At 67.6% G+C, this 26811-nt stretch carries 28 protein-coding genes; 13 read left to right on the plus strand and 15 right to left on the minus strand.

Annotated elements, in window-relative coordinates; all coding sequences use genetic code 11:
* Positions 1–30: 30 nt before the first annotated feature.
* The 5 genes from QFZ27_RS03370 to QFZ27_RS03390 are packed head-to-tail and all read right to left on the minus strand — an operon-like array spanning position 31 to position 1973.
* Positions 31–396: a DUF4870 family protein gene (locus QFZ27_RS03370; protein WP_429224671.1), complete on the minus strand. Its 366-nt coding sequence runs from the start codon at positions 394–396 to the stop codon at positions 31–33.
* 34 nt (positions 397–430) lie between these two features.
* On the minus strand, positions 431–832 hold the full coding sequence (gene pspC / locus QFZ27_RS03375) for an envelope stress response membrane protein PspC (RefSeq protein ID WP_429224672.1): 402 nt from the start codon (positions 830–832) through the stop codon (positions 431–433).
* Positions 829–1062, minus strand: coding sequence for an envelope stress response membrane protein PspB (gene pspB, locus QFZ27_RS03380; protein ID WP_429224673.1), 234 nt, complete (start codon positions 1060–1062; stop codon positions 829–831). The genes pspC and pspB overlap by 4 nt, the downstream gene beginning before the upstream one ends.
* Before the next feature lie 57 nt (positions 1063–1119).
* Entirely contained in the window at positions 1120–1788 is a 669-nt protein-coding gene (gene pspA, locus QFZ27_RS03385) for a phage shock protein PspA (RefSeq protein ID WP_429224674.1), read from the minus strand.
* Positions 1789–1808: 20 nt separating this feature from the next.
* Positions 1809–1973 (minus strand): hypothetical protein, encoded by a 165-nt coding sequence (locus QFZ27_RS03390; protein ID WP_429224675.1) that lies wholly within the window; start codon positions 1971–1973, stop codon positions 1809–1811.
* Between the two features lie 160 nt (positions 1974–2133).
* Between QFZ27_RS03390 and pspF the strand changes: the two genes are divergently transcribed.
* Both pspF and QFZ27_RS03400 read left to right on the plus strand, forming a co-directional pair.
* Entirely contained in the window at positions 2134–3147 is a 1014-nt protein-coding gene (gene pspF / locus QFZ27_RS03395; protein WP_429224676.1) for a phage shock protein operon transcriptional activator, read from the plus strand.
* Positions 3147–3986: an SDR family NAD(P)-dependent oxidoreductase gene (locus tag QFZ27_RS03400; protein WP_429224677.1), complete on the plus strand. Its 840-nt coding sequence runs from the start codon at positions 3147–3149 to the stop codon at positions 3984–3986. The genes pspF and QFZ27_RS03400 overlap by 1 nt, the downstream gene beginning before the upstream one ends.
* Positions 3987–4348: 362 nt before the next feature.
* Here the strand turns inward: QFZ27_RS03400 and QFZ27_RS03405 are convergent, their stop codons facing one another.
* Together QFZ27_RS03405 and QFZ27_RS03410 are read right to left on the minus strand one after the other, a co-directional pair.
* Entirely contained in the window at positions 4349–4993 is a 645-nt protein-coding gene (locus QFZ27_RS03405; RefSeq protein ID WP_429224678.1) for a MarC family protein, read from the minus strand.
* A 237-nt stretch (positions 4994–5230) separates the two neighbouring features.
* A complete protein-coding gene (locus QFZ27_RS03410) occupies positions 5231–7057 on the minus strand; it encodes a tetratricopeptide repeat protein (protein WP_429224679.1) in 1827 nt (608 codons plus the stop codon).
* Positions 7058–7369: 312 nt separating this feature from the next.
* On the opposite strand from QFZ27_RS03410, the gene QFZ27_RS03415 reads away from it, so the two are divergent.
* The 4 genes from QFZ27_RS03415 (at position 7370) to QFZ27_RS03430 (ending at position 11208) form a co-directional block, all read left to right on the plus strand.
* Positions 7370–7597: a hypothetical protein gene (locus QFZ27_RS03415; protein ID WP_429224680.1), complete on the plus strand. Its 228-nt coding sequence runs from the start codon at positions 7370–7372 to the stop codon at positions 7595–7597.
* 304 nt (positions 7598–7901) lie between these two features.
* Positions 7902–9005 carry a patatin-like phospholipase family protein gene (locus QFZ27_RS03420; protein ID WP_429224681.1) on the plus strand — a complete coding sequence of 368 codons (1104 nt, stop codon included), beginning with the start codon at positions 7902–7904 and terminating at the stop codon, positions 9003–9005.
* A 48-nt stretch (positions 9006–9053) separates the two neighbouring features.
* On the plus strand, positions 9054–10178 hold the full coding sequence (locus QFZ27_RS03425; protein WP_429224682.1) for an HlyD family secretion protein: 1125 nt from the start codon (positions 9054–9056) through the stop codon (positions 10176–10178).
* Positions 10168–11208 carry a DUF2955 domain-containing protein gene (locus tag QFZ27_RS03430; RefSeq protein ID WP_429224683.1) on the plus strand — a complete coding sequence of 347 codons (1041 nt, stop codon included), beginning with the start codon at positions 10168–10170 and terminating at the stop codon, positions 11206–11208. The genes QFZ27_RS03425 and QFZ27_RS03430 overlap by 11 nt, the downstream gene beginning before the upstream one ends.
* Positions 11209–11238: 30 nt before the next feature.
* On the opposite strand, the gene QFZ27_RS03435 is transcribed toward QFZ27_RS03430, so the two are convergent.
* The gene (locus QFZ27_RS03435; RefSeq protein WP_429224684.1) at positions 11239–11829 is read right to left on the minus strand and encodes a hypothetical protein; all 591 of its coding nucleotides are present in this window, start codon (positions 11827–11829) and stop codon (positions 11239–11241) included.
* 143 nt (positions 11830–11972) lie between these two features.
* Between QFZ27_RS03435 and QFZ27_RS03440 the strand changes: the two genes are divergently transcribed.
* From QFZ27_RS03440 to QFZ27_RS03460, 5 genes are read left to right on the plus strand one after another with little or no spacing between them, the layout of a single operon-like run.
* The gene (locus QFZ27_RS03440) at positions 11973–13181 is read left to right on the plus strand and encodes an ABC transporter substrate-binding protein (protein WP_429224685.1); all 1209 of its coding nucleotides are present in this window, start codon (positions 11973–11975) and stop codon (positions 13179–13181) included.
* Between the two features lie 7 nt (positions 13182–13188).
* Complete coding sequence (locus tag QFZ27_RS03445) at positions 13189–13947, plus strand: ABC transporter ATP-binding protein (RefSeq protein WP_429224686.1); 759 nt, start codon at positions 13189–13191, stop codon at positions 13945–13947.
* Positions 13940–14644, plus strand: coding sequence for an ABC transporter ATP-binding protein (locus QFZ27_RS03450; protein WP_429224687.1), 705 nt, complete (start codon positions 13940–13942; stop codon positions 14642–14644). The genes QFZ27_RS03445 and QFZ27_RS03450 overlap by 8 nt, the downstream gene beginning before the upstream one ends.
* Before the next feature lie 15 nt (positions 14645–14659).
* Complete coding sequence (locus QFZ27_RS03455; RefSeq protein ID WP_429224688.1) at positions 14660–15547, plus strand: branched-chain amino acid ABC transporter permease; 888 nt, start codon at positions 14660–14662, stop codon at positions 15545–15547.
* Position 15548: 1 nt separating this feature from the next.
* Positions 15549–16505 carry a branched-chain amino acid ABC transporter permease gene (locus tag QFZ27_RS03460; protein WP_429224689.1) on the plus strand — a complete coding sequence of 319 codons (957 nt, stop codon included), beginning with the start codon at positions 15549–15551 and terminating at the stop codon, positions 16503–16505.
* Between the two features lie 14 nt (positions 16506–16519).
* Here QFZ27_RS03460 and QFZ27_RS03465 read toward each other — a convergent pair whose 3' ends face one another.
* Together QFZ27_RS03465 and QFZ27_RS03470 are read right to left on the minus strand one after the other, a co-directional pair.
* Positions 16520–18223 (minus strand): PBSX family phage terminase large subunit, encoded by a 1704-nt coding sequence (locus QFZ27_RS03465; protein WP_429224690.1) that lies wholly within the window; start codon positions 18221–18223, stop codon positions 16520–16522.
* A 138-nt stretch (positions 18224–18361) separates the two neighbouring features.
* A complete protein-coding gene (locus QFZ27_RS03470) occupies positions 18362–19378 on the minus strand; it encodes a homoserine dehydrogenase (RefSeq protein WP_429224691.1) in 1017 nt (338 codons plus the stop codon).
* 310 nt (positions 19379–19688) lie between these two features.
* Between QFZ27_RS03470 and QFZ27_RS03475 the strand changes: the two genes are divergently transcribed.
* Positions 19689–20258 carry a hypothetical protein gene (locus QFZ27_RS03475; protein ID WP_429224692.1) on the plus strand — a complete coding sequence of 190 codons (570 nt, stop codon included), beginning with the start codon at positions 19689–19691 and terminating at the stop codon, positions 20256–20258.
* Positions 20259–20375: 117 nt separating this feature from the next.
* On the opposite strand, the gene QFZ27_RS03480 is transcribed toward QFZ27_RS03475, so the two are convergent.
* Positions 20376–21728: a calcium-binding protein gene (locus QFZ27_RS03480; protein ID WP_429224693.1), complete on the minus strand. Its 1353-nt coding sequence runs from the start codon at positions 21726–21728 to the stop codon at positions 20376–20378.
* A gap of 289 nt (positions 21729–22017) precedes the next feature.
* Between QFZ27_RS03480 and QFZ27_RS03485 the strand changes: the two genes are divergently transcribed.
* Positions 22018–22248 (plus strand): hypothetical protein, encoded by a 231-nt coding sequence (locus QFZ27_RS03485; protein ID WP_429224694.1) that lies wholly within the window; start codon positions 22018–22020, stop codon positions 22246–22248.
* A gap of 296 nt (positions 22249–22544) precedes the next feature.
* On the opposite strand, the gene QFZ27_RS03490 is transcribed toward QFZ27_RS03485, so the two are convergent.
* The 4 genes from QFZ27_RS03490 to QFZ27_RS03505 form a co-directional block, all read right to left on the minus strand.
* On the minus strand, positions 22545–23819 hold the full coding sequence (locus tag QFZ27_RS03490) for an adenylate/guanylate cyclase domain-containing protein (protein ID WP_429224695.1): 1275 nt from the start codon (positions 23817–23819) through the stop codon (positions 22545–22547).
* 153 nt (positions 23820–23972) lie between these two features.
* Positions 23973–24770 (minus strand): MBL fold metallo-hydrolase, encoded by a 798-nt coding sequence (locus QFZ27_RS03495; protein WP_429224696.1) that lies wholly within the window; start codon positions 24768–24770, stop codon positions 23973–23975.
* A gap of 453 nt (positions 24771–25223) precedes the next feature.
* A complete protein-coding gene (locus QFZ27_RS03500) occupies positions 25224–25427 on the minus strand; it encodes an antitoxin PaaA2 family protein (protein WP_429224697.1) in 204 nt (67 codons plus the stop codon).
* A gap of 26 nt (positions 25428–25453) precedes the next feature.
* Positions 25454–26614 carry an epoxide hydrolase family protein gene (locus QFZ27_RS03505; protein WP_429224698.1) on the minus strand — a complete coding sequence of 387 codons (1161 nt, stop codon included), beginning with the start codon at positions 26612–26614 and terminating at the stop codon, positions 25454–25456.
* Between the last annotated feature and the right edge of the window lie 197 nt (positions 26615–26811).

Here is a 26811-nt window from a genome sequence, read left to right on the forward strand (position 1 = left end):
GATCGGCCGGCCTTCAGGCGCGGCCGGGTTTCAGCGGTACAGCGGCGTGCCGCCGGCGACGGCCATCCAGCCGCGGAAGATGCGGTAGGCGGTCCACAGCCACAGCAGGCCCAGGAGCGGCCAGCCGATCAGCACCCAGGTCAGGGCGCCGAACAGGAGGCCGAGCAGCAGGAACGCCCAGAAGGTGCGGATCGCCCAGGTGAGGTGGTCCCAGCCGACGGTGCCGCGGGCCTCGCCGCGCGCCAGATAGGCGATGACCACGCCGATCAGCATCGGCAGGGCGGTGAACAGCGAGACGGCGTAGATCGCGTAGACGACATGGCCGACCGTGCCCAGGCTGCCGCGCGCGCCGCGCGGCGAGACGATGTCGTAATCCGGTCGGTAGGAGGCGGCCATTGCTGGCTCCTTTCTTCGAGTGTGGGGCCGAGACTCAACGACCTTCGAGGTCGCGGAAGTCCCGGTTCAGCTTGAATTCGCTGGAGGTGACGTAGCGCTCCATCCCGGCCAGGCGCTGCTCCAGCTCGCGGAAGTTGTGGCGGATGGCGGAGAAGGTGTCGGCCGGCTGGACCGAGACCGAGCGCCAGAACACCTCCTCGTCCGGGCTGCGGTACAGCAGCCGCGGCCGGCGCTTCAGGAACACCGCCGCCGCCAGATAGGCGATCAGGATGTGCGGGAAGAAGACCAGGCCCAGGACCACGGCGCCGACGCGGACCTTGCCGGGCGAGACGCCGAAATAGGCGGCGATCCCGGCGCAGACGCCGAGGAACACCCCATTGTCCGGATCGCGGTAGATGCGATGCGGGTTCGGCGATTCGGCGAAGCGGCCGCTCATGGCGCCGGCCTCCGCCACTGCGGCGCCTCGGCGTCGAGGATCTTCTCGAGCGTCACGATCCTGTGCTCCATGCGCTTGGCGCTTTCCCACAGGTCGACCAGCATGCGCTCATCCTCGCGCGACAGCGTCCGGGACGCGCGCCAGCGGGTGACGTAGTGCAGCACCAGCCAGATCGGCGCCACGATCACCAGGAAGATGATGACCGGGACGAAGAAGAAGGCGTGAAACATGTCCGTCCTTGCGGCTGCGGCCCGGCGTTCCCCGCCGGGCCGGTTTGACGAAACCGATCAGCCGCCGGTGCGGCCGAGGCGGGCCTTGATCGCCTGCAGCTCCTTCTCGACGCCGCTCTCGGCCTCGAGATCCGCGAACTCGTCCTGCAGCGTCTTGCGCCGGCCGAGATCGAAAGATTCGACCTGGCCCTCCAGCGTGTCGATCTTGCGCTCGATCTGCTCGTAGCGGGACAGCGCCTCGTCGATCCGGCCGTCATGCAGCTGGGTACGGATGCGGATCTGGTCGCGCGCCGCGTCGTGCCGGATGGCGAAGGATTTCTGCTTGTTCTTGGCCTCGGTCAGCTTGGCCTCGAGCCGGCCGAGATCCTCGTTGGTCTTGGCCAGCGCGGTCTCGATCATCTCCAGCTCGCGGCGCAGCAGCTCGGCCGCGGTCGCGGCCTGGGCCTTGGCCACCAGCGCGCCCTTGGCCAGGTCCTCGCGGCCCTTCTCGACTGCCAGCTCGGCCTTGCGCTGCCATTCGGCCTGCGCCGCCTCGAGCTGGTCACCCTTGCGCAGGATGTCCTTCTTCTCGGCGATCGAGCGGGCGGCCGCGGCGCGCACCTCGACCAGCGTGTCCTCCATCTCCTGCACGATCAGCCGGACGATCTTCTCGGGATCCTCGGCGCGGTCGAGCATGGAATTGAGGTTGGAATTGATGATGTCGCCAAGGCGGGAAAAGATACCCATCACACGGTCCTCTTTTAATCCTACAGGAACAGGGAAGCGATCAGCACGCCGGCGCCGAAGAACACCCAGTTCTCGGTCGGCCGGCTGGTGATCCAGGCCAGCAGGCGCTCGCCCGTGCGGCGCCAGTCGGCGGTCCCGGCGCTGCGCCGGGTGCGGGTGCCGGTCGGGTCGAAGCCGTAGCTCATTTCGTCCTCCTCAAGCCCCGATGCGTTCGGGTCATCCCCTGGGTTGCAAAGCCCGTGCCAAGACCGAATCCGGCAGAATTCCGCCGCTTCGCTGGAATCACCCCTTGATCCTCCGGCGAAAATTTCCAATTCTTCGGGAAATTCCACCGAGCCGGACTCCATGACCGACGGTCTGCCGCATCTGCTGGGCGAGGCGCCCGCCTTCGCCGACCTGCTGGACCGGGTGTCAGCCGCGGCGCCACTGGACCGGCCGGTGCTGGTGATCGGCGAGCGCGGCACGGGCAAGGAGCTGATCGCGGCGCGGCTGCACTTCCTGTCCCCGCGCTGGGACCGGCCCTTCGTCAAGCTGGATTGCGCAGCCCTGTCGCCAGAGCTGCTGGAGAGCGAGCTGTTCGGCCATGAGGCCGGCGCCTTCACCGGCGCGGTCCGGCGCCATGTCGGCCGATTCGAGCGCGCCGACGGCGGCACCCTGTTCCTGGACGAGCTGGCCAATGCCGGCCTGCGGGTGCAGGAGAAGCTGCTGCGGGTGATCGAATACGGCGAGATCGAGCGGGTCGGCGGCACCCAGACCATGACGGTCGACGTCCGCGTCGTCGCCGCCACCAATGTCGACCTGCCGGGCGAGGTTGCGGCCGGGCGGTTCCGCGGCGACCTCTTGGACCGGCTGGCCTTCGACGTGCTGACCATGCCGCCGCTGCGCGCCCGGCCGGAGGACATCCCGCTGCTGGCCGGCCATTTCGGGCAGGCGATGGCGCATGCGCTGGACCGTCCGGGCTTTCCGGGATTCGCGCCGGCGGCGATGGCGGCACTGGCAGGCCATCCCTGGCCCGGCAATATCCGCGAGCTGAAGAATGCGGTCGAGCGCGCGGTCTACCGCACCCCGCCGGATGAGCAAGTGGCGGAGATCGTGCTGGACCCCTTCGCCTCGCCCTGGCGGCCGAAAGCGCTGCAGACCGGAACCGAGGCCCCCGGCCCCGCCGCCGCGACCCCGGCCCTGCCCTACGATTTCCGCGCCGAGATCATGGCGGTGGAGAAACGCTGGCTGGAAGCCGCGCTGCAGGCCCATGGCGGGCACCAGGGCCGCGCCGCCACCGCGCTCGGCCTCGGCTACGACCAGCTGCGACACCTGCTGCGGAAGCATGGTATCTCGGCACGATCGGGGGGAGACGATTGATGAAGACCGTGCTGATCACCGGCTGCAGTTCCGGCTTCGGCTTCGCTGCCGCGAAGCGCTTCGCCGCCGCCGGCTGGTCGGTGCTGGCGACGCTGCGCGGATCGGCGGACCGGCCGGAGGCCGCGGCTCTGGCCGCCATTCCGGGGGTCACCGTGCTGCCGCTCGACGTCACCGACCCGGCGCAAAGGGCGGCGGCAGCGGCCGCGGTCGCCGAGGCCGGTGGCCTCCTGGACTGCCTGATCAACAATGCCGGCTACGGCCTGTATGGCCCGCTCGAGGCGCTGGACGACGACCAGATCCGGCGCCAGATCGCGACCAATCTCGAGGCCCCGATCCTGTTGACCCGCGACCTGCTGCCGGCACTGCGACGCAGCCGCGGCCGGGTGATCAACATCTCCTCGGTCCTCGGCTTCATCGGCACGCCGTTCATGACGATCTACACCGCCAGCAAGCACGGCGTGTCCGGCTTCAGCGAGGCGCTGCGGCTCGAGCTGGCGCCGCATGGCGTGCAGGTCTGCGCGGTCGAGCCCGGGCGCCACAATACCGGCTTCAACGCCCGGCTGGACCATCCGATGCCGGCGGCGGACTCGCCCTATCGCAGCAAATACGACCGGGCGATGCGCCGCCGGGCGGCACTGGGCGAGGTACCGCCGGAGCGGGCCGCCGAGATCGGCGGCCACACGGCGGACCGATTGCTGCGCCTGGCCGAGTCCCGCCGGATGCCGGCCCGGCTGCGCCTGGGCACCGATTCCAAGCTGGTGTTCTGGGTGAAGCGGCTGATCCCGGCCGCCCTGTTCGACCGCCTGATGATCGCCGCCACCAGCCGCGGCATCAACTGATACCAAGCCCTATCGAGGCCGACTCTCCGGCCCTTCCTCGTCATGGCGAGCATCTCACGCCGCTGCGCGGCCCCGGAATGGAAAGAAAGTTTTAACTTCTTCAAGAGCGAAGCGTGGCCATCCAGTCCCGCCGTCGGAGCAGGCCCCGCCAACCTGGATGGCCACGCCCCTGCGGGGCTCGCCATGACGGTGAGGATCATGAGTCCTCGTCAATGAGGGTTGGTATGACATCAGCGGGTGTCACGGCCCTGCGTGCGGTCTCTTCTTCTCCCCGCTTCAGGCACTTGGCGGGCCTTTGCGCGCGCGCCCCAACCTGCTGCACACGACCGTCCTCGTGCCCCGGACAATCGGAGGCGTCATACCTAGTGCTTGACCGCCGCAATGATCCCGAGTGAGCCCAGCCCGAACACCATCAGCTGGACGGCAACCGCGGTCAGCAGGATCCCGAACACGACTTCAGAGATGACCAGGCCGGTGGGATTCAGGCGCTTCGACACCTTGTCGATGTTGGCGAAGACGAGGTAGTCGAACGCGCCGACCAGCAGGACGAGCCCGAGCACGAGCGCGGCGCTGGCGATGGAGACGACCTCACCGGACGCAACGATGAGGATCGTGATGCCCACCGGGTTCAGTAGATAGGGGACCGCAAGCGGGTAGACCGCGAGCTGCTTCGGGTCTTGCTGGCCTTCGGTCTCGACCTCGACCTTCTTGCCCGGCCCGGACACCATGTTGATGGCGAGGATCGCCAGGATGATCGCGCCGCCGATCGCAACAGCGCCGCCGGTGATGTGGAGGAGACGCATGAGGAGCGCGCCGGTGGCGAACAGGACGATTGCAGTCACGACCGCCGTTGCCACCATTCGCCGGCCCACCGCCCGCTGAGTCTCCGCATCGAAATGCCGGGTCTTCTCGAGGAACGGCACCAACGCGATCTTGGGCCCCATCCCGATGAGCAGGAGCAGCAGCAGCGTCAGCGCGACCTCGACATTGATGACCGAAAGATCCATTGGAGGGTCGCTTTCCCGCTGGTCTGATGGTTCCACGCCACGCGGCGGCCTGGTCGACCGGTGCGAGGCCGAGATTGTCGGCATCGACCACGACCAGTCCTGGCCACATTCATCGACTTCAGCCGAGAGGATGCGGATGCCAGCGGTGCCCGGACAGGTATCCGAGGGTAATTTACTGTTGCAGGGTCGCTCCGGCCCATCAGCCACGAGCGCGGGCCGACAGGTCGGTGGGAGCCGCTAGATCCCCGCGTTCGGCACACTAAGCCCGGCCTTGCGCAGCCCGTCGACCACGGCCCGGACGATCTCGGGAGACATGTTGCGGTCCTGCAGGTCGGTCACGACCTGGTTTCCGTAGTCGGGATTGAGCTGCAGCAGCAGGTCAAGCTCGGCAGCCGCTTCGTTCTTCCGGCCAAGCTGGGCATAGGCGATCGCATGGACAATGTGCGTGAACCGATTGTCCCGCTGGTCGATCCTCGAGGCCTCGGTCAACGCGTCCTCATATCGCCCGCCCATATAGTGCGCGAGAAAGAAGCCGAGGCGGTAGATCGTGAGCTGGCCCGGGTTGCGGGCGAAGGCTTCGGTCAGCAGCGGCAGGCCCTCGTCGAACCGTCCTCTCAGGCACAGACGGCCGCCGAGATCGGCCAGGAGCTCAGCATTGCCCGGGCTGCGCTCCAGGCCGGCGCGGGCAGCCGCGAAGCTCTGCTCGACATCGTGCCTCAGCCAGAACACGAGATGCTGCGCCTGGTAGCCGAGCGGCGCATCGGGCGCCAGCATGACGGCGCGCTGCGCCAACGGCAGTGCGCGTCCGAGCGGATCGGGACCGATCGCACCCGGCTGCATGCCGAACCGCACCTGATCGGCATAGACCAAGGCCAGCGCGGCCCAGGCGTCGGCGTAGCCCGGGTCGTCGACGATCGTCCGTTCCAGGCAGGCGCGCACGGACGGATAGAGCGCGCTCTCCGTCCGACGCCAATAGGCATAGAAGAGCAGGACGCACTCATAGGAGCTGAACTGCTCCGGCACCCCACCGGTCAACCCGGTGATCCTGTCGTCGTAGATGGCGCCGTAGGGCTGCGCCAAGCTGTCGACGACGCGTCGCGCGATCTCCGCCTGGGTGTCCACGATCCGGGCAGGAACCAGCGGGCTCTCATAGGATTGCGACCAGAGGTGGCGGCCTTTCTTCGCGTCGACCAGCGAGACCAGCAGCCGGATGCGGTCGGGCGTCGTGCTGACGCTCCCCGACAGCAGGTAATCGGCCGACAGCCGCCGCGCGAGGGCGTCGGCGCTGCCCGGAACGGGCTGGAGGCTGGTGTCCGTGCCGAACACGAAGAGATTCTTATGGCGGCTGAGCGCCGCGATGATTTCGCGGGTCAGACCGGGCCCGAGATGGAGCCGGGTGGCTTCGGCATCGCTTTCCTCCAGCGCCGCCACGACCACCGCCGGGCCTTGCCGCCTGGTCGTCTCGGCCTGGCCATCGGGGGACTGCTGGAGTGCCCCCAGGCGCCAGACGGCAAACAGCGCGAGGATTGCGACCAGGATCAGAATGCCATGCCATGGCAGCCACCGGCCCAGCCGGCCGAGCCTGCCCTGCAGGGGAGCGGGGGGCGGGACAATCGAGGCACCATCGGCTGGACGCGGCGGATCCGGCGGCAGCATGTCTGGTGACACGCCGGGGTCGTCGATCACCGGATCCGCCGAGCTCCTCGCGGTGAAGGTCGGAACATAGCCGCCCTTCGGGATGATGACGCGGATCGCGTCGGCCTGACCGCCGGTGAGATAATAGTGGTCCAGCGAACGACGCAGCCGGCCGGCCTCGATCCGAACGATCGGGTCGAGCTGCGGGTCGAAGCTGGCATCGCGGTCGAAGACCGCCATGGCGACACTGTAGCCCTTGATGCGGTCGGCCCGCCCGGCGAGCGTCTCCTCGACGACATGGCGGAGAAAGCGGCGATTCCGCTCGGAGGCGTCGAAATCCGCGCTGGCGAAAATGCGTTCGAGCGCCTCGCGGATCGCTGCGGCCGGCAGGACTGGTGACGACGTATCCGGCATCACGGCGCCCCCCATAGGGCGGCGGCCGTGGCGACATGCCCGACAGTGACCGCGCGCCCTTTCTTCGGGAATCGCGGTCCTTTTGCAGGTCCGGTTCTGTCGCTCCGTTCGACCTCGTTGGGCCGACTCTCAGTTGCCGCGCCGGAGCGTCGATCGAGCGACGCGTCCATGATGTGGCCGCCTCCCTGCGGCGATACCTCGTTTTATACCGTAAATTACTCCCCCTCGCCCGGTTCCCACTCGATCCTGATCGAGGCAGCAGGCGATCGGCTCGGCCATGAAGCGACCGCAGACAGCGGTGGCGGCCGATGTGAGGGCTGCCGATGCATGAAGAAGGCCATCGAGCGATTTCCGGATCATGCAGATCTGATCGGCCGCCTGGTCGAGCAGAGCGAGACGTTCCGCTCGCTCTGCGAGGATCATCAATTGGCGGTGGAGACCCTGGACACCCTCACCGCCAGGCGTCCGACGGACGATAAGATCGTTCATGAATACCGCACGCTTATAGAAGACCTGGAAGTGGATATCGCGACGGCCCTGAACAAAGTGAGATGACGAGTACGCAATTATTCGGATCGCCGAGATATCGATCCCAATGCACCACGGTACATCGCGCGAAGCCGTTGGCAAAGGCGTCTGATCGTGGCGCAGCTTCACCGGTCGTCGCGGCGGACCGGAGACACCGCTCGCCCCCAATGCCGAATGGAGGCTGGTTATGATCTCATCCGCTGGCATCGCGCGCGTCCGGTCTCAGCACTGCGCGATCCGACCGCCGGCGCGCCGTGATCTTCCGCGGCTCATCGTCCTGGCCGTCGCTCTGCTTGCGTCCGCCTGCTCCCCTCCGACCCGGCTGGCTGCCGTGCCGGAGCATCACGAGCTCAACGCGACCATCGGCTCGATGCAGGGGATCCGCTACTATCCGCCCAATCACCTCGGCACGCTCGAGGCCGACGCGCTGGTCTCCGTCGAACGCGAACGCGTCGCTCTCGCGGCCTCGGGCCACAAGGGACCGCTGCCGCCGGCGAGCTATCTGGCCGTGTCGGGCGGCGGTGAGGACGGCGCATTCGGCGCCGGCCTTCTGGTCGGCTGGACCAAGACCGGAACGCGCCCCGAATTCAAGGTGGTGACCGGGGTCAGCACCGGGGCGCTGACCGCACCCTTCGCCTTTCTCGGCCCGGCCTATGACGACAGGCTGACCGCGATCTACACCTCGATCACCGCGGCCGAAGTGCTGGAAGCGCGCGGCTTTCTCGCCGCCGTGACCAACGACGCCATGGCCGACACGGCGCCGCTGCGCCGCACCATCGCCAAATACATGACCGCCGACCTGCTCGCCGCGATCGCCCGCGAGCATGAAAAGGGCCGCCTCCTGCTGATCGGAACCACGGATCTGGACGCGCAGCGCGGCGTGATCTGGAACATCGGCAAGATCGCGGCGAGCGGTGACCCCGGGGCGCTGGAACTGGTCCGCAGCATCCTCGTCGCCTCCGCCGCCATCCCCGGGGCCTTTCCGCCGGTCATGATCGATGTCATGGCGGACGGGCAGCCCTACCAGGAAATGCATGTCGACGGCGGCGCCAGCGCCCAGGTCTTCATCTACCCGCCGTCGCTGAAGATCGGCGAAGTTGCCAGGAAGGAGGGCATCGTGCGCCGGCGCGATGTCTACGTCATCCGCAACGCCCGCCTCGATGCCGATTGGGCCGACGTCAAGCGCAGCACGCTGAGCATCGCCGGCCGCGCCATCTCGTCGCTGATCCAGACCCAGGGAGTCGGCGATCTTTACCGGATCTACACGGTCAGCCAGCGCGACGGGGTCGGCTTCCACCTCGCCTATATCCCGTCCAGCTTCGACGTGAAGCTCAAGACGCCCTTCGACCAGACCTACATGCGCGCGCTGTTCGAGCTTGGCTACAAGCTTGGCGCCCAGGGATATCCGTGGCAGCCCCGGCCGCCGGGATTCTGACGTGTGCGAGCACTCGCGGCCGGCAACAGTGAGCGATCGGGGGATGTGATGACCAGCGACAGAGCTTCCCCGGACACCCCGGATCCCGTCGAGCCGGCACCAGCGCAACGGCCGCCGAAGAATCCACTGCGGCGTACCGCGCTCATCGTCATGGTGATCGCCATCCTGCTGTTCGCGCTGTCGGTGGCGATGGAGCGGCTGACGCCCTCTTCCTCGCAGGCCGTGGTTCAGGCCTATGTGGTGCGGATGGCGTCCGAGGTTGGTGGCCGGGTGCTCGAGGTCGGCGTCACCGACAATGCGCGGGTGACCGCCGGGCAGGTGCTGTTCCGCATCGATCCGCAGCCCTATGAGATCACGGTGTCCGAGGCGGAGGCGCGGCTCGAACGCATTGGCCAGACCCTCGGCGCGTCGACCCAGGCAGTGGAATCCGCCCAGGCCAGGCTGGTGAAGGCGCAGGCCGATCGCCAGAATGTGCGGGCGCAGGCGGAGCGCGCCAGGACCCTGGTCGAACGCGGCGTCTATGCCCGCGCCAAGCTCGACGAAGCCAATGCGGCGCTCGGCGTCTCGGACGCCACCGTCACCGGCGCGGAAGCCGACCTGGCCAAGGCGCGTGAGGAGCTCGGGCCGCAGGGCAACGACAATCCGCAGTTCAAGGAAGCCCTGGCCGCGCTCGAGCGGGCCCGCCTCAACCTGCTGAACACCACCGTCCTCGCCCCGTCCGACGGCGTCGTCACCAATCTCCAGCTCGGCGTCGGCCAGGTGGTCGGCACCGGCCAGGCGGCGCTGACCTTCATCGACGCCGGCACGATCTGGGTGGCGGCCGCCTACAAGGAGAACAGCCTCGAACATGTGGCGCCCGGCGACGAGGCGGAGGTGGTGCTGGATTCGCTGCCCGGCACGGTCTTCGCCATGCGCGTCGAGAGCGTCGGCTGGGGCGTGTCCCAGGGCGGCGTCGATCCCTCCACCGGCCTGCCGAGCATCCGCAACCAGAGCGGCTGGGTGCGCGAGCCGCAGCGCTTTCCCGTCCGGCTCGTCTTCAAGGACCCGCCGCCACGCGGCATCCGTTACGGCTCGCAGGTCAATGTCGTGATCTACACCGGCGGGAACCCGGTGATGAACGCCGTCGGCCATGTCTGGATCCGGCTGATCTCGGCGCTGACCTATGTCAGCTGACGCAGCACCCGTCCGACCGGGCCTGCGGGCGAAACGGCAGGGCCTGCGCATCGCCTCTGCGGTGTCCGTCGGCTTCACCGTGGCGGTCGCCAACGGCGAGATCCTGCCCTTCCTCGGCCCGATGTTCGCTGCGCAGTTCCTCGTTGCCGGGCCGCGCCCGCCCGGAGTGAAGCGGGCGATCGGCATGATCGTGCTGATCCTCATCGTCGGCGAGGCCCTGGTCTGGCTGACGGGGCTTTTCGGCGACCGGCCGGCCGTGCTGCTCTCCCTGCTCGGCCTGATCTATTTCGCCTGCTTCCTTCTGCAGGCGCAGGGCAAGGGCGGGGCGGCACCCTTCCTCATCATCGTCATCGCCGTGATGGTGCCGATGCTCGGCATCCTGCAGACGGATCTGGACCAAGGCATCGTTCTGATCCTGTTCAAGGGCGCCCTAGGGGGCGTCGTCCTCACCTGGCTCGCCCATGCGGTGTTTCCCGATCCGGGTGGCGAGGACCTTCAGCCGCCTGCCGCGCCCGGCCTCGACCGGGCCGTCCATCGGGCCTCGGTCAATGCCGCAATCTTGCTCGCCATGGTCACCCTCTGCCTGGTCGACAGCCGCTTTTCCACGGCCATCGTCGTGCCGATCACCGTGGCTTCGCTGCTGGGCCAGCTCGACCTCGCGACCAGCGGGCGCGCCGCCTTCGGGCTGATGGTCGTCAATCTCCTCGGCGGCATCGTCGCGTCGGTTGCCTACGCCTTCGTCGAGCTGCGCCCGACCCTGCCGTTCCTCTTCCTGACGGTCCTCATCGTCGCGCTGCTGTTCGGCGGGCGGGCGGCGGCGGATCCGAAGGCCGGGAAGGTCCATGCCGGCGCACTGACGACCTTTCTGATCCTGTTCGGCCTGGGCGTCTCGCCGCTGCCGGCCAGCACGCCGGAAAGTTTCACCACCCGCATCGGCCTGGTGCTGTTCGCCATCGCGTGCACCTTCTGCCTGACGGCCTTGTTGTGGCCACCCCGTCGGCTCAACGAGCGTCGATCCCGGGCCGAGTGAAAATACACACCCCCGCTGCGGATGGCACCGTCAGTTCCGGCCGATCCCCGCCCCGCCGAAGCTGGGCGGGCGGCCGATCTCGACCGGCTTGTCCGTGCCGCAATTGAACTGCCGCGCCCGGTCGTCGGCCAGCTTGCGCGCCGCGTCGTTGGCTCTGGGATTGCCGCTGGCCGTGACCAGGCCGACGGTGCAGCCTTGGCGCGCCGCCAGCTGACCGACCTTGGCAACCACCAGCACATCGGTCCGCTGCCCCTCCGCCCCGCCGACGGTCCAGCGATGGATCGTGGCGAAGGGCGTGCTGCGGTCACCCTCGATCTCGACCCGCCATTCGATCCGGGGGCCGACGTCGTTGAAGGCGGCGAAGGTCTCGAACGGCCGGTCGCCGGCGGGCGGGAAGCCGTAGAAGGCCGAAGACCGCAGGTCGGCGATCGACAGCAGCACCGGATAGCCGCGCCAGCCGCTGCACACCAGGTCCTGCCAGTCGCCGTCATCCGGGCCGGCCGCGGCCACCACCGCGCAATCCCGCCCGAAGTCGAGCTCGGTGTAGGCGCTGGAGACCTCGGCGGCCGCCGCCGGGCCGAATCCGGCGAGAATGGCCAGGCCGATCAGGGTGTTTCGCATCGGAGTCCTCCGCTCGAACGGGAAAACAGTACCGGATTTCCTCCCGCACTGCGAAAACGCGATTGCACCGCCGGCCCCGACTCAGGCAGGGTGCCCCGAAATCTTAAAATTCGTTGCGAATGCATCGTCCTCGGGGAGGCATCATGAAGCGGAACGCTGTTGCTGTCGGGCTGCTGGTCGCGGGCTTCGCCCTGCCGGCTGCGGCCCAGGTCTCGGGCAACGTGGTCAAGATCGGCGTCCTGAACGACCAGTCCGGCGTCTATGCCGATTACGGCGGCAAATGGTCTGTCGAGGCCGCGAAGATGGCGGTCGAGGATTTCGGCGGCAAGGTGCTGGACGCCCCGATCGAGATCGTCTCCGCCGACCACCAGAACAAGCCCGACATCGGCTCGAACATCGCCCGGCAGTGGTTCGACGTCGACGGCGTCGACATGATCAGCGAGCTGACCACCTCCTCCGTCGCCCTCGCGGTGCAGGCGCTGGCGGCCGAGAAGCACAAGGTCACCATCACCTCCGGCGCCGTGACCGCGGACCTGACCGGCAAGGCCTGCAGCACCACCGGCTTCCACTGGGCCTTCGACACCCATGCGCTGGCGGTCGGCACCGGCGGCGCGCTGGTCGACCAGGGCGGCGACAGCTGGTTCTTCCTGACCGCCGACTACGCCTTCGGCTATTCGCTGGAGGAGCAGACAGCCAAGTTCGTCACCTCCAAGGGCGGCAAGGTGCTGGGCAGCGTGCGGCACCCGCTGAACACCACCGACTTCTCCTCCTTCCTGCTGCAGGCCCAGGCCTCCGGCGCCAAGGTGGTCGGCCTGGCCAATGCCGGCCTGGACACCGCCAATGCGATCAAGCAGGCGGCGGAGTTCGGCATCGTCGCCGGCGGCCAGAAGCTGGCCGGCCTCTTGTTCACCCTGGCCGAGGTGCACGGCCTCGGCCTCGAGGCGTCGCAGGGCCTGGTGCTGACCGAGGATTTCTACTGGGACCGCAACGACGAGAGCCGGGCCTTCGCCCAGCGCTTCTTCGAGCGCACCAAGCGCATGCCGAACTCGGTCCAGGCCTCGGAATACTCCTCGGTGCTGCAGTATCTGAAGGCGGTGCAGGCCGCCGGCACCGATGACGGCGAGAAGGTCGCCGCCAAGCTGAAGGAGTTGCCGGTCGACGACGTCTTCGCCAAGAACGGCAAGGTCCAGCCGGACGGCCGCATGGTGCACGACATGTACCTGTTCCAGGTCAAGGCACCGTCGGAGAGCAGCAAGCCCTGGGACTACTACAAGCTGCTGGCCACCATCCCGGGCGACCAGGCCTTCCTGAACCCGCAGGAGAGCGGCTGCCCGCTGACGGCGAAGAAATAGCCGGCTGATGACGGGTTCCCAGCCGATCCTGGTGGCGGAGGGCCTGACCAAGGCCTTCCGCGGCTTCCTCGCCGTCAAGGGCGTGGACCTCAGCGTGCGCGAGGGCACGATCCACGCCCTGATCGGCCCGAACGGCGCCGGCAAGACCACCGTCTTCAACCTGCTGACCAAGTTCCACCAGCCGACCGCCGGCCGCATCGCCTTCCGCGGCCAGGACATCACCCGGCTGAAGCCGGCCGAGGTGGCACGGCGCGGCCTGGTGCGGTCGTTCCAGATCTCGGCCGTGTTCCCGCATCTGACGGTCTTGGAGAACGTCCGGGTGGCGCTGCAGCGGCCGGAGGGCTTGGCGCGCCAGTTCTGGCGCTCGGACCGGGTGCTGCGCCGGCTGGACCAGCGCGCCCTGGACCTGATCGAGGCCGTCAATCTGACCGAATTCGCCCGCACCGCCGCGGTCGACCTGTCCTATGGCCGCAAGCGGGCGCTGGAGATCGCCACCACCCTGGCGCTCGACCCGCCGATGCTGCTGCTGGACGAGCCGATGGCCGGGATGGGGCATGAGGAGATCGGCCGCATCGCCGACCTGATCCGCAAGGTCGGGGCCGACCGCACCGTGCTGATGGTCGAGCACAACCTGTCGGTCGTCGCCGATCTGTGCCACCGGGTCACGGTGCTGCAGCGCGGCGAGATCCTGGCCGAGGGCAGCTACGCCGAGGTCTCGGCCGACCCGCGGGTGCGCGAGGCCTATATGGGGTCGGAGCATGTCTGACCCCCTGCTGCATGTCCGCGGGCTGCAGGGCTATTACGGCGAGAGCCATGTGCTGCACGGCGTCGACCTCGACGTGTTCCCGGGCGAGACCGTGACCCTCCTGGGCCGCAACGGCGCCGGCAAGACCTCGACCCTGCGCGCCATCATGGGCATCCTGCGCCGGCGCCAGGGCACCATCCGGATGGGTGCTGTCGACCTGCTGGCGACGCCGCCCCACCGCATCGCCCGCACCGGCATCGGCTATGTGCCGGAGGAGCGCGGCATCTTCGCCTCGCTCTCGGTGGCCGAGAACATGACGCTGCCGCCCAAGGTGGCGGAAGGCGGCATGAGCCTGGCCGAGATCCACCGCCTGTTCCCGAACCTGGCCGAGCGGGCGTCGAGCCAGGGCACCAAGCTGTCGGGCGGCGAGCAGCAGATGCTGGCGATCGCCCGGGTACTGCGCACCGGCGTGCGCCTGCTGCTGCTGGACGAGCCGACCGAAGGGCTGGCGCCGGTGATCGTGCAGCGCATCGGCGAGGTGCTGCGCACCCTGAAGGCGCAGGGCATGACCATCCTGCTGGTCGAGCAGAACTTCCGCTTCGCCAGCACCCTGGCCGACCGGCACTACCTGATGGAGGACGGCCGGGTGGTGGCCGAGATCCGGCGCGACGAGATGGCCGAGAAGATGGACCTGCTGCATGAAACGCTCGGGGTCTGAGATGGAGCACGCCCCATGATCCCGCTGCTCGGCATCCCGACCCAGGTGCTGTTCGGCCAGCTGCTGCTGGGGCTGATCAACGGCTCCTTCTACGCCCTGCTCAGCCTCGGCCTGGCCGTCATCTTCGGCCTGCTCAACGTCATCAACTTCGCCCATGGCGCGCAGTACATGCTGGGCGCCTTCGCCGCCTGGATGCTGCTGAACTTCCTCGGCATCGGCTACTGGCCGGCGCTGGTGCTGGCGCCGATCGCGGTCGCGATCACCGGCATCATCCTGGAGAAGCTGTTCCTGTCGCGGCTGTATCGGCTCGACCCGCTCTACGGCCTCCTCCTGACCTTCGGCGTGACACTGATCCTGGAGGGGCTGTTCCGCAGCCTGTACGGCACCTCGGGCCAGCCCTACAGCCCGCCGGCGATGCTGACCGGCGCGGTCAATCTCGGCTTCATGGTGCTGCCGATCTATCGCGGCTGGGTGGTGCTGGCCTCGGTGGTGATCTGCTTCGCCACCTGGTTCGTGATCGAGAAGACCCCGCTCGGCGCCACTCTGCGCGCCGCCACCGAGAACCCGACCCTGGTCCAGGCCTTCGGCATCAACGTGCCGCGCATGATCACCCTGACCTATGCCTTCGGCGTCGGCCTCGCCGGGCTGGCCGGGGTGCTGGCGGCGCCGGTCTACCAGGTCAGCCCGCTGATGGGCTCGAACCTGATCATCGTCGTCTTCGCCGTGGTGGTGATCGGCGGCATGGGCTCGATCCTCGGCGCCATCGTCACCGGCTTCGCGCTCGGCATCTTCGAGGGGCTGACCAAGGTGTTCTACCCGCCGGCCTCGAACATCGTGGTCTTCGTCATCATGGCGCTGGTGCTGCTGGTCCGCCCCGCCGGCCTGTTCGGGCGGGAGCGCTGAGATGGCGGTGGTCGATCGGGGCCGGACGGACGGCATGAGCGGCACCAGGATCGCCATCGCCCTGGCGGTCGTGGTCCTGGCCCTCGGCGCGCCCTACATCCTCTACCCCGTCTTCCTGATGAAGCTCTTGTGCTTCGCCCTGTTCGCCTGCGCCTTCAACCTCTTGATCGGCTATGTCGGCCTCCTGTCCTTCGGCCATGCCGCCTTCTTCGGCGGCGCCGCCTATGTCACCGCCCACGCGGCGAAGATCTGGGGCTGGCCGCCGGAGCTGGCGATCCTGGCCGGCACCGCCGCCGCCGCCGCGATGGGGCTGGTGATGGGCTTCCTGGCGATCCGCCGCCAGGGCATCTACTTCGCCATGATCACCCTGGCGCTGTCGCAGATGGTGTTCTTCGTCGCCCTGCAGGCCCCCTTCACCGGCGGCGAGGACGGCATCCAGTCGGTGCCGCAGGGCCGCATGTTCGGCCTGTTCGACCTGTCGGATTCGCTGACCTTCTACTATGTCGTGCTGGCGATCTTCGGCCTCGGCTTCTTCATCATCTGGCGCATCGTCAACTCGCCCTTCGGCCAGATCCTGAAGGCGATCCGCGAGAACGAGCCGCGGGCGATCTCGCTCGGCTACCGGGTCGACGCCTACAAGCTGACCGCCTTCGTCATGTCGGCGGCGCTGGTCGGGCTGGCCGGCGGCACCAAGGCGCTGGTGTTCCAGCTGGCCTCGCTGACCGACATCCAGTGGCAGATGTCGGGCGAGGTGATCCTGATGACGCTGCTCGGCGGCATCGGCACCCTGGTCGGCCCGGTGGTCGGTGCCGGTCTGGTGATCACACTGGAGAACTACCTGGCCGAATCCGCCCTGCCGGTGACGGTGGTGATCGGCGCCATCTTCGTCGTGGTGGTGCTGCTGTTCCGCCGCGGCATCGTCGGCGAGGTCGCCCACTGGCTGCGGAAGCGGGGGTAGGGCCGGCCGGCGCATCAGCGCCATCCCCACCCCAGGGTCCCCACCCAGCGCATGCTGGAGTCGTAGGTGCTGCCGCTCCGCTGGCCTTCCAGGGCATAGCGCAGCGCGTCGATGACGTGGTTCTCGCGGTCCTCCAGCTCGGCCAGGATCTCGCCGGTCTTCGGGTCGGTGCGGTAGCTGTACAGCGCCAGCTCGTCGGCCAGGTGGCGGCAGCGCGGATGCACCAGGATGTCGCAGCTTTTCAGGAACTCGACGCCCTCCTTGACCGACCCCGGCCCCTTCTGCGCCGCCCGGATTCGCGGGAAGCCGAAGCGCTGCAGGTAGCTGATCGTCTCCGGCCGCGACCCGTCGGCGATGATCGGCCAGTCGCGCGCCGCCGGCACCGTGTCGAACAGGGCCGGCGTGCGGTCGATCTCGCAGCCGATGGCATAGGCCTCGTGGTCGACGAACAGCGTCCGCCCGGCCAGGTGGCAGCGCATCAGCACCGTCGGGTCGCGGGCGAAGCCCCAATCGGCGCCGAACAGGAACCGGGCATCGGCCGGGGTCTCGAACGCCTCCACCTTCCAGTTCTTGAACACCCGCGCCTCGCTGACGCGCAGATAGCCGCCCAGCCAGACATGCTGGTACTTGTCCGGGTCGCGCTCGCGGTCCCATTCCATCTCGGCCTTCAGCACCTTCGGGAACCGCGGGTTATGGGTATGGTTGACCTCGATCAGCGTGGTCCGCGGCGGCTTCGCGCCGGCGCGGAACAGCGCATCGACCGGGTCGTCCGGCCGGGTCGGGTTCCAGGAGAACCACAGCTCCGACTCCGGCTTGCGGATGGTCGGGCGCAGCAGATCGAGGCTGCGCCTGGACAGCGATTGCGCCTCCTCGACCCAGGCGATGTCATAGCCCTCGAGCGATTTGATCGACTCCGCCGTGTGGTTCTGCATGCCCTGGAAGATGATCCGGCCCTCTCCCGGCCCGAGGATGCGGTCGGCCTGGACGGTGAAGGCGGCGCCGAGGCCCAGCGCCTGGATCTTGTCCTCGATCAGCCGCTTGACCGACTGGTCGAGCGAGCGCTGCACCTCGCGGATGCACACCGCCCGGGTCGGCCGCTCGAAGCAGCGCCGCACCAGCAGCTCGGCGAGGACATGCGACTTGCCCGACCCGCGCCCGCCATGCAGCGCCTTGTAGCGCGACGGCCTCCTGAGGCTCCGCAAGGCGGGAGCCAGTTTCCAGCGCGGCAACTTCCGGCGCGGCGGGGCGGGCGACACCCGCGGCACGAACGCCGCCGGCGCTGCCGGTGCACCCGCTGCGGCACCCTCCGCTGCCGCCCTGGTTCCGTCCGGCGCCGGCCCTGTCAGGACCGGCATGGGCAACGGCATCATCCTGCGTTGGTCCAGCCCTAGGGCGAGGCAGAACTGCCGGAACGCTTCCTCGACCGGCGGCAGCCCGGCGACATCATGCTCGTTCAGGCCCTTTCCAAGGCGATCCGGGACGATCTCGCGCAGCTGGCGCACCGCCCGCCCATCCGGCCCCTGCCCTTCGGCATGCATTGCGATCGCCTGCATGAGGCAGCCGGCCAGGATCTCCGGCTGGTGCAGCAGCCTGCAGCCGATGGTCCCGGGGTTCTTCTTCGAATAGCCGGCCTCCAGGGCCGCCTGGGCGGCGACGCCGTGGCTGAGAAAACACGCGATGAAATGCCAGTGGCCCTTCTTCAACTGCTTCTGACCCATCCCGCCCTCCCACGAAAAAGCCCGCCGCGGCGGGGCCGGGCGGGCGCAACTCTTCGACTCTGCCTGAATGATGCGACGTGACGCTGCCTCGCGTCAAGAACAAATAGCGAACATAAGGATCGCCCGGTGTCCGGCCGCTCAGCCCCTCTCTGCGCTCGTGAAGATATGAACCGCATCGCGCAGCATCGACGCGGCCGTGGGCGTGGGCTCGCGCTCCCACAGCTTGTGGGAGCTGATGCCGTAGATGTCGGTGTGCATCTCGACCGCCATCTCCCAGCCCCTGCACTGGGCCAGGAAGTCGGCGGCGGGCAGGGCGACCGGCGCCACCGCATAGCGCCCGGCCTCGGCGCTGGCGACCAGCCGGATGACGTTGCCGCGCGCTGCCTCGGCCGCGATCCGCTCCGGCGTCACCCCGTCGATGCCGGTGACCGCGATGTCGGCGAGCGCGAGGTCGGCGCCGAGCAGGCTGTTGGCGATGATCAGCAGCTTGTTGGCCGTGTCCCAGCCGTCGACGTCGAGCGACGGGTCGGCCTCGGCGATGCCGCGGCGCTGGGCCTCGGCCAGCGCATCGCCATAGGCCGCGCCGGCCGCCATCTCATCCAGGATGAAGTTGGTGGTGGCGTTGAACACGCCGCGCAGCTGCAGGATCTCGCCCGCGATCATGTCGCGCCGCCCGATGTTGAGGACCGGGAGCCCGCCGCAGACCGTGGCGCTGTATTTCAGCCCCGCCCCGGTCCGTACGGCCGTCTCGTGCAACTCGCGGAAGGCCAGCACCACCGGGCCCTTGTTCGCCAGCACGACGGAGATGCCCTGCCCCAGTGCCGCCCGCGTCAGCGCCAGCCCCGGACCGCCGGTCCGAAGGTCGACCGGCGACGCCTCGAACACCAGGTCGATGCCGGCCAGCAGGCTCTCCACCGGAACCGCGCCGCGATAGCCGGCCAGATCCGCGGTCGAGCCCCCGGCCGCCTTGCGGGCGACGATCCCGGCCGGATCGAAGCCGGCGGGGTCGACCGCCACGCCCCGGCTGTCGGCGACCAGGACGATGCGGAAGCCGATGCCGTGATCGCGCTGCAGCACCTCCGCCTTCCGGCCCAGGATCGTGAGCAGGTTCCGGTTGACGCTGCCGAGCCCCATCAGCGCTGCATTGACCAACATTCTTCATCCTCGTTCCGGCGCAGAAGCGCGGCCGCAGTTTCCCAGGTCTCCACCCGTCATGGCGAGTCCCGCAGGGCGTGGCCATCCAGACTGTCACCGCAATTGCCGATTATGATATAGGGGATCGGACAAGCGTCTATGACCACAACGCGCCTGACCGGCGAAATTGTGAGACATGAAAAATGACCCATCGCAACTTTCAACAGTTGAGCTCCTGAACCGAATCCAGTCCGACGATGAAGAAGACGATCGAGACTTCAGATACACGGCTGGGCGACGGCTCATAGACAGATGGCGGCTGGGGACAGATTTGGAGCCCCTGATCAATCTTCTGCGTTCCGAAAAATCCGGCGATCGCCTCCTCGGCGCATACTATCTCTGCGAATTGGCCGAGCCGGTTGAAGGCCTGAGGATTCCCGTGCTGCGGCTTGCGGAAGACTCCATCTCTCACTGTCGACGCGCTTTCGTTGAGTTCATGGGAAGCGCGAGATACTACGACGAGACTATCGGAATCGCCCTGGCAGCCTGTCTTCTCGATCTGGATCTCTATGTCAGAGTGTCGGTGTTGAGATGGGGCATCTGGACATCCACCGAGCAATTCGAGCACTTCTCCAGATTGGTCGAGGCGGGAGCCGGCGGGCGAGAGTCCACATTTTCCAATCCCCTCAGCCACGACTATTGGAAGGAATCGGAGTTGAGGCGCGGCATCCGCGGCCTGAACATCGTCCGCCGCATCCGCGCGGGACAAGAGGTCCCGCAAATCAGGGACGAGTTTCCCGAGGAAGACAATTTTGTCTTCGATAGCATCAATTTCGTGAGAACGATCTCAGAGCGCAATGCGAAATGGAGAGACATGAGAAGGCGCCGCACCGATTCATAGCGGCGTCCGATGTCGGTGCGGTCACTCACTGACCTTCCGGCGGCCCGGGGAGGCGAACCGGCCCGAAGCCGGGCGCGGCCGGCCGCCTGCCCCGCACGGCAAGCGGCCGGACCGGGCCTACAGGGCGAAATCCGATGCTTGCAGGCTGATGACGCGGGTCAGCACGATCTGGAAATCGGATGTGCCGTCGCCATCGGTGTCCCCGGCGATGATCGTCTCGCCGTCGATGACCGCGAAGCGCAGCTCGCCCGCATGGTGGGAATACAGGCCCGCGCCGATGAAGGAGAAGCCCTGGTTGCCGGCCGCGCCGGCATTGGCGTCGATGGCCGACAGGTCGATCCTGTCACCCTGGAAGCGGATGAAGTCGGTGATGCGGTCGGCGTTGACGCCGATGCCGCTGTCGTCGATCGCCGTGTACACGAAGCGATCGCCGCCCTGGCCGCCGGCCAGGATATCCCGTCCGGCACCGCCGCGCAGGACATCGCCGCCGTCCCCGCCTTCCAGCATATTGGCGCGGTCGTCGCCGACAAGGCTGTCGTCGCCCTGGCTGCCGACGACGTTCTCGATCGAGACCAGGAGGTCGCCCTGGGCCTCGCCGCCGCTGGCCTTGCCGGCCGCCAGATCCGCTTTGACCGGCCCGGTGGCCCTGGCATAGCTGACGCTGTCGATGCCCGAGCCCCCGTCCAGCCGGTCGGCGCCGGCACCACCGATCAGGGTGTCGTCTCCGGCCCCTCCGTGCAGATTGTCGGCGCCGCCGCGGCCGTCGAGGCGGTCGGCCCGGGTGCTGCCGATCAGCGTATCGGCAAAGTCGGACCCGTCGACCGCCTCGATCGACTCCAGGCGGTCCCCGGCGGCGTCGCCAAGGAAGCCCCTGCCGGCGGCGAGATCTACTCTCACCCCGACGCTGCTGCGCCAGTAGCTGGCGGTATCCAGCCCTGCATCCCCCGAGATCCGGTCCTGCCCCTCGCTACCGTCGATCCAGTCGTTTCCGGCATCCCCGTGCAGCACATCGTCACCGGTGCCGCCAACCAGCGAATCGCTGCCGGAACCGCCCATCAGGGTGTCGGCTCCCCAATCGGCATACAGTATATCGTCGCCGCCATGCCCGTTGAGCACATCGTCGCCGTCGAGGCCGTACAGCGTATTGTCGCCGTCATCGCCGCTCAGCCGGTCGTTGTGGTGCGTTCCCGCCAGCTTCTCGATATCGGCGGCGATGACATCGCCCTCGGCGTCGCCATGGGATGCCGATTGGCCCAGGATCACGATCACCCCGGCCTTGCTGTCGCCGTAGCTGATACCGTCAACGCCCGCGCCGCCGGTCAGATGATCCGCCCCGGCACCACCGACCAGCCAATCGTCACCGGCGCCGCCGAACAGCAGGTCGTCGCCCTTTTCGCCCCAGATATCGTCGGCCTGGTCCGTTCCGCGAAGGATGTCGTTGCGCTCGGTTCCGTAGATTTCGTTCGCCATTATCTTCCCCTCCATGTTCCGAACCTGACGTAGCCCGGCTGATGTGACGATTTCAATCGGAACGAAGCGCAGCGGAGACGGCATTCGAGGCGCTTGGGGCGCTGATCGGCAGATATCGTGACAGGGTCGCTCGCACCGGCCCTGGCATGGCCATGGCGTTGCGCGCCTCGCCATGACGGGGAAGGAAGAGCCGATCTCAAAGGCCGCTGGTATTGGTCCGGATTTTCGTGAACCATCGGGCTCTGATCGTCCGGTGCCGTGAGATGCGGGGCAGGAAAGGAGCGATATCATGCGTGAGGTGAAGCAGGACAAGCGCTTCGTATTGCAGCACGAAGGTGAGACATGGACGTTGGACGTTGCCGAATGGCGCGATGACAAGGGGGACGGCGAGCTTCGGGTCTCCCGTGTTCAAGCCACCATTATTCCGCCGCTCCTGGCTGCGGCTCTGCAACGCGAGGCGAAATCGCGCGGCCTCTCCAAGACAGTTCTGACGATCGAGGACCCGCCGGAATATTCCTGACGGGAGTGAGCTCTGGGGAAAATACGGTGACGGTGCGCGAATAGCGTGCGGCGGAAAGGCGCGCTGCATTTCAGGTCCGCCCCGGTCCGTGCGGCCATCTCGTGCAGCTGCCGAGCCCCATCAGCGCTGCGTTGATCAGCATGTCTTGCCCTCGTTCCGGCGCCGGTTTCCGGTTCCCAACCCGTCATGGCGAGCCCAGAGGGGCGTGGCCATCCAGGGGATCTCGATGACATTGCGCCGCGATTTCGTTTCAGAGCGGCCATGCTCGAAAGCGTGACAAAGCTCTCGCCGGGCTTTCAGCCGCCGAAGAGGCGCCGGCACTCGTCGTCGAGGCGGTCATTGGCCAAGTGCCCTTCGGCATCGGCAGCGAATTCGGGGCGGAGCCGGTCCAGGAAAAACATCGGCAGCGGCCCCTTGTTCTTGGCCTCGACCGGCCCGCGCGGCGTGAATTCGAAGAACCGCTGCACCTTCAGATAGGTGCTTTCCGACAGGTTGATCCGGCCGGGAGCGCTCTCCTCCTCCATCCGCGAGGCGAGGTTCACCGAATTACCCCAGATGTCGTAGGTGAACTTATGCCGGCCGACGACGCCGGCGACCGCCGGCCCACTGTGCAGGCCGATCCGCATCTCCCACGGCGGCAGGCGAAGCCGCTGGCGCCCCTGGTTCATGCGGAGGACGCGGTGCTGGATCTCCAGCGCCGTGAGGCAGGCATCGACCGGGTGCCGGCGGTTCGGCTCGGGCAGCCCGCCGGCGCACATATAAGCATCGCCGATGGTCCGGACCTTCTCCAGCCCGTGCCGGCGCACGATCTCGTCGAACACCGAGAAATACTGATCGAGCGTGTCGACCAGCTGCGCCGGCTCCATGCTCTCGGCCAGCAACGTGAACTTGCTGAAATCGGTGAAGACGATGGTGATCGACTCGTAGTAGCGCGGCGTCACCCGATCCTTGTCCTTGAGCTCCTGGGCCACCGATTCCGGCAGGATGTTGAGGAGCAGCCGATCCGACTTCGCCTTTTCCTCGGCGATCTCGGCACGTGCCCGCTCCAGGGACTGCATCGTCCGGTTGAGCTCGCCCAGGCTGCGCCGCAGCTCGAGCTGCGCGACGGCCTGATGGGCCAGCCGGCGCAGCGCGTCCACCTGACCGGGAGCGAGCGGGTGCGGCGCGAAATCGACGATGCAGAAGGTGCCGAGCGCATAGCCTTGCTGGTTGATCAGCGGCACGCCGCAATAGAACCGGATGTGCGGCTCGCCGACCACCAGCCTGTTATCGCTGAAGCGCGCATCCTGGGTCAGGTCTGGCACGTACAGCACGTCGCCATGGCACAGGGTCGAGGCGCAGATGCTGATCTCGCGGGGCACCTCGGTGTAGGTGGGCGGAAGGCCGTATTTCGATTTCATCCAGGAACGGGTCTCGTCGACCAGGCTGATGAAAGCGACCGGGCAGCCGCAGATCTGGGCCGCCAGCTCGGTCAGTTCGTCGAAGGCGAATTCCGGCGGCGTGTCGAGGAGGTTGTAGCTCCTCAAGGCGATGAGGCGCTCGGCCTCATTGGCTGGAATCTCGAAGGCCATTACGCGCGCCCCGCTTCCGGGCAGCGATGGGTTAAGCTTCAGACAGCATCGTAGCATCAAACGGGGCCGCGGTCGCCACGGCAGCGAACCGGGCCGGCCGAGCCGGGCCTTGGTCGAACGATCGGTCTCGGCGGCCGGGCTCGTCATCGGTCATCACCCTGCCGGCTCATAGCCGTAGGCTTCGCCCGTACGCACCACGCGGCCGATGCCCGGCCAGCCGAGATGCGCGCCGGCGATCCACGTTCCGGCCTCGGCTGTGTCGTCGAACACCTTCAGGCGGGTTGCGCGTGCGGTCGGCTGATCGTCGTCATAGCCCCAGGTGAACGCGGGATTGCCGAACTGCAGGGCCGGCACATGGACGACGTCGCCGAAGAACAGGAAACGGTCCTCGCCCGTATCGAAGGCGTAGCCGGTGTGACCGGGAGCATGACCGGGCAGGGCGACGGCCCTCAGCCGGTCGGCCACCCGGTCGCCGTTCCGGATCGGCTTCAGCAGGGGCCCGAATTGCGCCAGCCGCGCCTCGGTGAGAAAGCCCTGCACCGCCGCCTCGGGAATGCCGATCGCCTTCAGGTTCGGAAACAGCACCCGGCCGTCCGGGGTCACAAGCCCGTGCACGTGATCCTGATGGCTGTGGGTGAGCGCCAGGACCGTGATCGAGGCCGGGTCGATTCCGGCCTCCGCCATGGTCCGCTCGAGACGGCCCAATGTCGGGGCCCAGCCGCCGCCGCCGCTGTCGATCAGAACGCCGTCGACGCCCGGGCCTGCGAGCGCGAAGCAATTGACGGACAGGCGAAGCGGCGCCCCGGCCGGCGCAGCCTGCGGCACCGGGTTGTCCTGCGGGTCGTGCAGAAGGGTCGCCGGCATGTCGAGATGGCCGTCCGAGAGCGACCAGACGCGCCACGCTCCGGACGTGCCGGCGAGGACAGTGTTGCTGTGGGATGTCACGATCATGAGGGCCCCCTGTCGCAAAGGCGAATGGTGGATCGGTTCGATTGTCGGTGTTGGACACGAGTGTCCGGTTGAGCTTTTGGGGTTGTGGACAGAACCTCGATTCTCAACTTTTATTGTCATTGCCGGGCTTGACCCGGCAATCCAGGGGCCACCGAGAGCGGCTCTTGAAAGCCCCTGGATCCTCGGGTCAAGCCCGAGGATGACAATTAAATTGAGCAGAACTGAAATTAAGCTCGCTTTGGTTGCGATCTGTCTGAACCGGACAGCAGTGCTCTAGGAACGACGGTGACAGCGCCCGGATGGGGCTGCACCGCGACTGCATACGGCCACTGCAGCGTCGGAATGCGGGCCGGGATCCGCCGGTCGACGAATTCGGCCGCCCGCGGATCGCCGGCTTCGATGTGACCGTGTACGGCGAGGCGATCGGCCTCGGCGGCCGGCGCCAGCGCAGTTTCAGGATTTGTCGATGGCCGGCCTGCGCCGGGCTTCCGCCCACCGCGCAGCGAATCTGACTTCGACATCCTCATTAGGAATGTCCGGCCGAGGATCGTCAAGCGCCTCCCGCACCTTCGCGCGAACCCAGGCGTCATGGGTCTCCGGGTCGACCGCCAGCCCGGCCGGCAGGGCTCCCTCCTTCGCGGCCCGGGTGAGCAACATCCGCACACACCGCAGGAGAAGCGGACCTAGAGTGTTGCCCTGATCGGCTTGAAGAAGGCGCGGATTTCATCCGCCAGCAGCTGCGGTTGCTCCCAGGCCGCGAAATGACCGCCCGCAGGCATCGATGCCCAGCGTCGAACATCGAATACACGTTCGGCCCACGACCGTGGCGGGGTCGGCAATTCACGGGGGAAAAGGGCCATGCCGAGCGGCGGCGTGACCCGTTCCCCCGGTGCGAAGACCAGCGGCTGAAGACGGTTCTCCTTGTAGAGGCGCAGCGACGCAGCAACGCTGTCCCCGAACCAGTACAGGGAAATGTCGGTCAACAGCGCGTCCATGGAGATGACGCGCTCGATATCGCCGCCGCAATCGCTCCATGAACGCACTTTCTCCGTTATCCAGGCGGCGAGCCCTAGCGGAGAATCGGTCAGCGAAAATGCCAGGGTCTGCGGCTTGGTGCCATGGAGCGCGGCATAGGCGCCCTCCACCGCCGACCATGCGGATGCGCGGTCGAGGAAAGTCTGCTCGTCGGCGGTGACGGGCAGCGCCGTATCATCCGATGGCGGCCGGTAGCTGCCGGGAATGTAGTTCAGATGGATCCCGGAAAGCGTGCCGGGAAACAGCCGGGCCAGCCACATCGAGACGCCGGCACCAATATCGCCTCCTTGTGCGCCGAAGCGCGCGTAGCCAAGCCCGACCATCAGGCCGTGCCACAGCACCGCGATCTGGCGAGAGCTCACGCCGGCATGCGAGGGCGACGGCGAAAAGCCATATCCCGGCAACGACGGCACGACGACATGGAAGGCATCGGCGGGATCGCCGCCATGCGCGCCGGGATCGGCAAGCAGCGGGATCAGATGCTCCATTTCAACGAAGGAGCCGGGCCAGCCATGCGTCAGGACGAGAGGCATCGGCGACGGTCCCGCACCCTGCTGGTGGATGAAGTGGATGGCTTGCCCGTCCACCGTCATCATCTGGTTCGGCAGACGGTTGAGCCGTTCCTCCTGAATGCGCCAGTCAAAGCGATGGAGCCAGTGGTCGGCGAGCCGCTTCATGAACGACAGGCCGGCGCCATCCTCCCAGCCGTCTGCATCGAGCGAGGCTGGCCAACGACCGGTTTCCAGTCGGCGGCGCAAATCCCGGATCGCGGCATTCGGGATGCTGATCTGAAAGGGACGAGCCGTCATGTCACATCCCGCTGTCGCCGAGATCCCAGCGTAACAGGCTGGATGCGGAATTCGGTGACGGGGAATTCGGATTGCTGGTTATGACGGCACTCTCATTGAGCCGTTGCCTGCCCGGAGCCTATGGGCTCACTCGGCCTGGGCGCGACAATCCAGGGATTGAGCCGCTGGATCGCCGCGTCGCTGCGCTCCTCGCGATG

It is taken from the genome of Inquilinus ginsengisoli, from assembly GCF_050434925.1.
GTDB lineage: Bacteria > Pseudomonadota > Alphaproteobacteria > DSM-16000 > Inquilinaceae > Inquilinus > Inquilinus ginsengisoli_B.

Bases quoted from the DNA above. Each gene is read 5' to 3' on its own strand.
- QFZ27_RS03370 (WP_429224671.1), bottom strand. From the start codon at position 396: ATGGCCGCCTCCTACCGACCGGATTACGACATCGTCTCGCCGCGCGGC.
- pspC (WP_429224672.1), bottom strand. From the start codon at position 832: ATGAGCGGCCGCTTCGCCGAATCGCCGAACCCGCATCGCATCTACCGC.
- pspB (WP_429224673.1), bottom strand. From the start codon at position 1,062: ATGTTTCACGCCTTCTTCTTCGTCCCGGTCATCATCTTCCTGGTGATC.
- pspA (WP_429224674.1), bottom strand. From the start codon at position 1,788: ATGGGTATCTTTTCCCGCCTTGGCGACATCATCAATTCCAACCTCAAT.
- QFZ27_RS03390 (WP_429224675.1), bottom strand. From the start codon at position 1,973: ATGAGCTACGGCTTCGACCCGACCGGCACCCGCACCCGGCGCAGCGCC.
- pspF (WP_429224676.1), top strand. From the start codon at position 2,134: ATGACCGACGGTCTGCCGCATCTGCTGGGCGAGGCGCCCGCCTTCGCC.
- QFZ27_RS03400 (WP_429224677.1), top strand. From the start codon at position 3,147: ATGAAGACCGTGCTGATCACCGGCTGCAGTTCCGGCTTCGGCTTCGCT.
- QFZ27_RS03405 (WP_429224678.1), bottom strand. From the start codon at position 4,993: ATGGATCTTTCGGTCATCAATGTCGAGGTCGCGCTGACGCTGCTGCTG.
- QFZ27_RS03410 (WP_429224679.1), bottom strand. From the start codon at position 7,057: ATGGGGGGCGCCGTGATGCCGGATACGTCGTCACCAGTCCTGCCGGCC.
- QFZ27_RS03415 (WP_429224680.1), top strand. From the start codon at position 7,370: ATGAAGAAGGCCATCGAGCGATTTCCGGATCATGCAGATCTGATCGGC.
- QFZ27_RS03425 (WP_429224682.1), top strand. From the start codon at position 9,054: ATGACCAGCGACAGAGCTTCCCCGGACACCCCGGATCCCGTCGAGCCG.
- QFZ27_RS03430 (WP_429224683.1), top strand. From the start codon at position 10,168: ATGTCAGCTGACGCAGCACCCGTCCGACCGGGCCTGCGGGCGAAACGG.
- QFZ27_RS03435 (WP_429224684.1), bottom strand. From the start codon at position 11,829: ATGCGAAACACCCTGATCGGCCTGGCCATTCTCGCCGGATTCGGCCCG.
- QFZ27_RS03440 (WP_429224685.1), top strand. From the start codon at position 11,973: ATGAAGCGGAACGCTGTTGCTGTCGGGCTGCTGGTCGCGGGCTTCGCC.
- QFZ27_RS03445 (WP_429224686.1), top strand. From the start codon at position 13,189: ATGACGGGTTCCCAGCCGATCCTGGTGGCGGAGGGCCTGACCAAGGCC.
- QFZ27_RS03450 (WP_429224687.1), top strand. From the start codon at position 13,940: ATGTCTGACCCCCTGCTGCATGTCCGCGGGCTGCAGGGCTATTACGGC.
- QFZ27_RS03455 (WP_429224688.1), top strand. From the start codon at position 14,660: ATGATCCCGCTGCTCGGCATCCCGACCCAGGTGCTGTTCGGCCAGCTG.
- QFZ27_RS03460 (WP_429224689.1), top strand. From the start codon at position 15,549: ATGGCGGTGGTCGATCGGGGCCGGACGGACGGCATGAGCGGCACCAGG.
- QFZ27_RS03465 (WP_429224690.1), bottom strand. From the start codon at position 18,223: ATGGGTCAGAAGCAGTTGAAGAAGGGCCACTGGCATTTCATCGCGTGT.
- QFZ27_RS03470 (WP_429224691.1), bottom strand. From the start codon at position 19,378: ATGTTGGTCAATGCAGCGCTGATGGGGCTCGGCAGCGTCAACCGGAAC.
- QFZ27_RS03480 (WP_429224693.1), bottom strand. From the start codon at position 21,728: ATGGCGAACGAAATCTACGGAACCGAGCGCAACGACATCCTTCGCGGA.
- QFZ27_RS03485 (WP_429224694.1), top strand. From the start codon at position 22,018: ATGCGTGAGGTGAAGCAGGACAAGCGCTTCGTATTGCAGCACGAAGGT.
- QFZ27_RS03490 (WP_429224695.1), bottom strand. From the start codon at position 23,819: ATGGCCTTCGAGATTCCAGCCAATGAGGCCGAGCGCCTCATCGCCTTG.
- QFZ27_RS03495 (WP_429224696.1), bottom strand. From the start codon at position 24,770: ATGATCGTGACATCCCACAGCAACACTGTCCTCGCCGGCACGTCCGGA.
- QFZ27_RS03500 (WP_429224697.1), bottom strand. From the start codon at position 25,427: ATGTTGCTCACCCGGGCCGCGAAGGAGGGAGCCCTGCCGGCCGGGCTG.
- QFZ27_RS03505 (WP_429224698.1), bottom strand. From the start codon at position 26,614: ATGACGGCTCGTCCCTTTCAGATCAGCATCCCGAATGCCGCGATCCGG.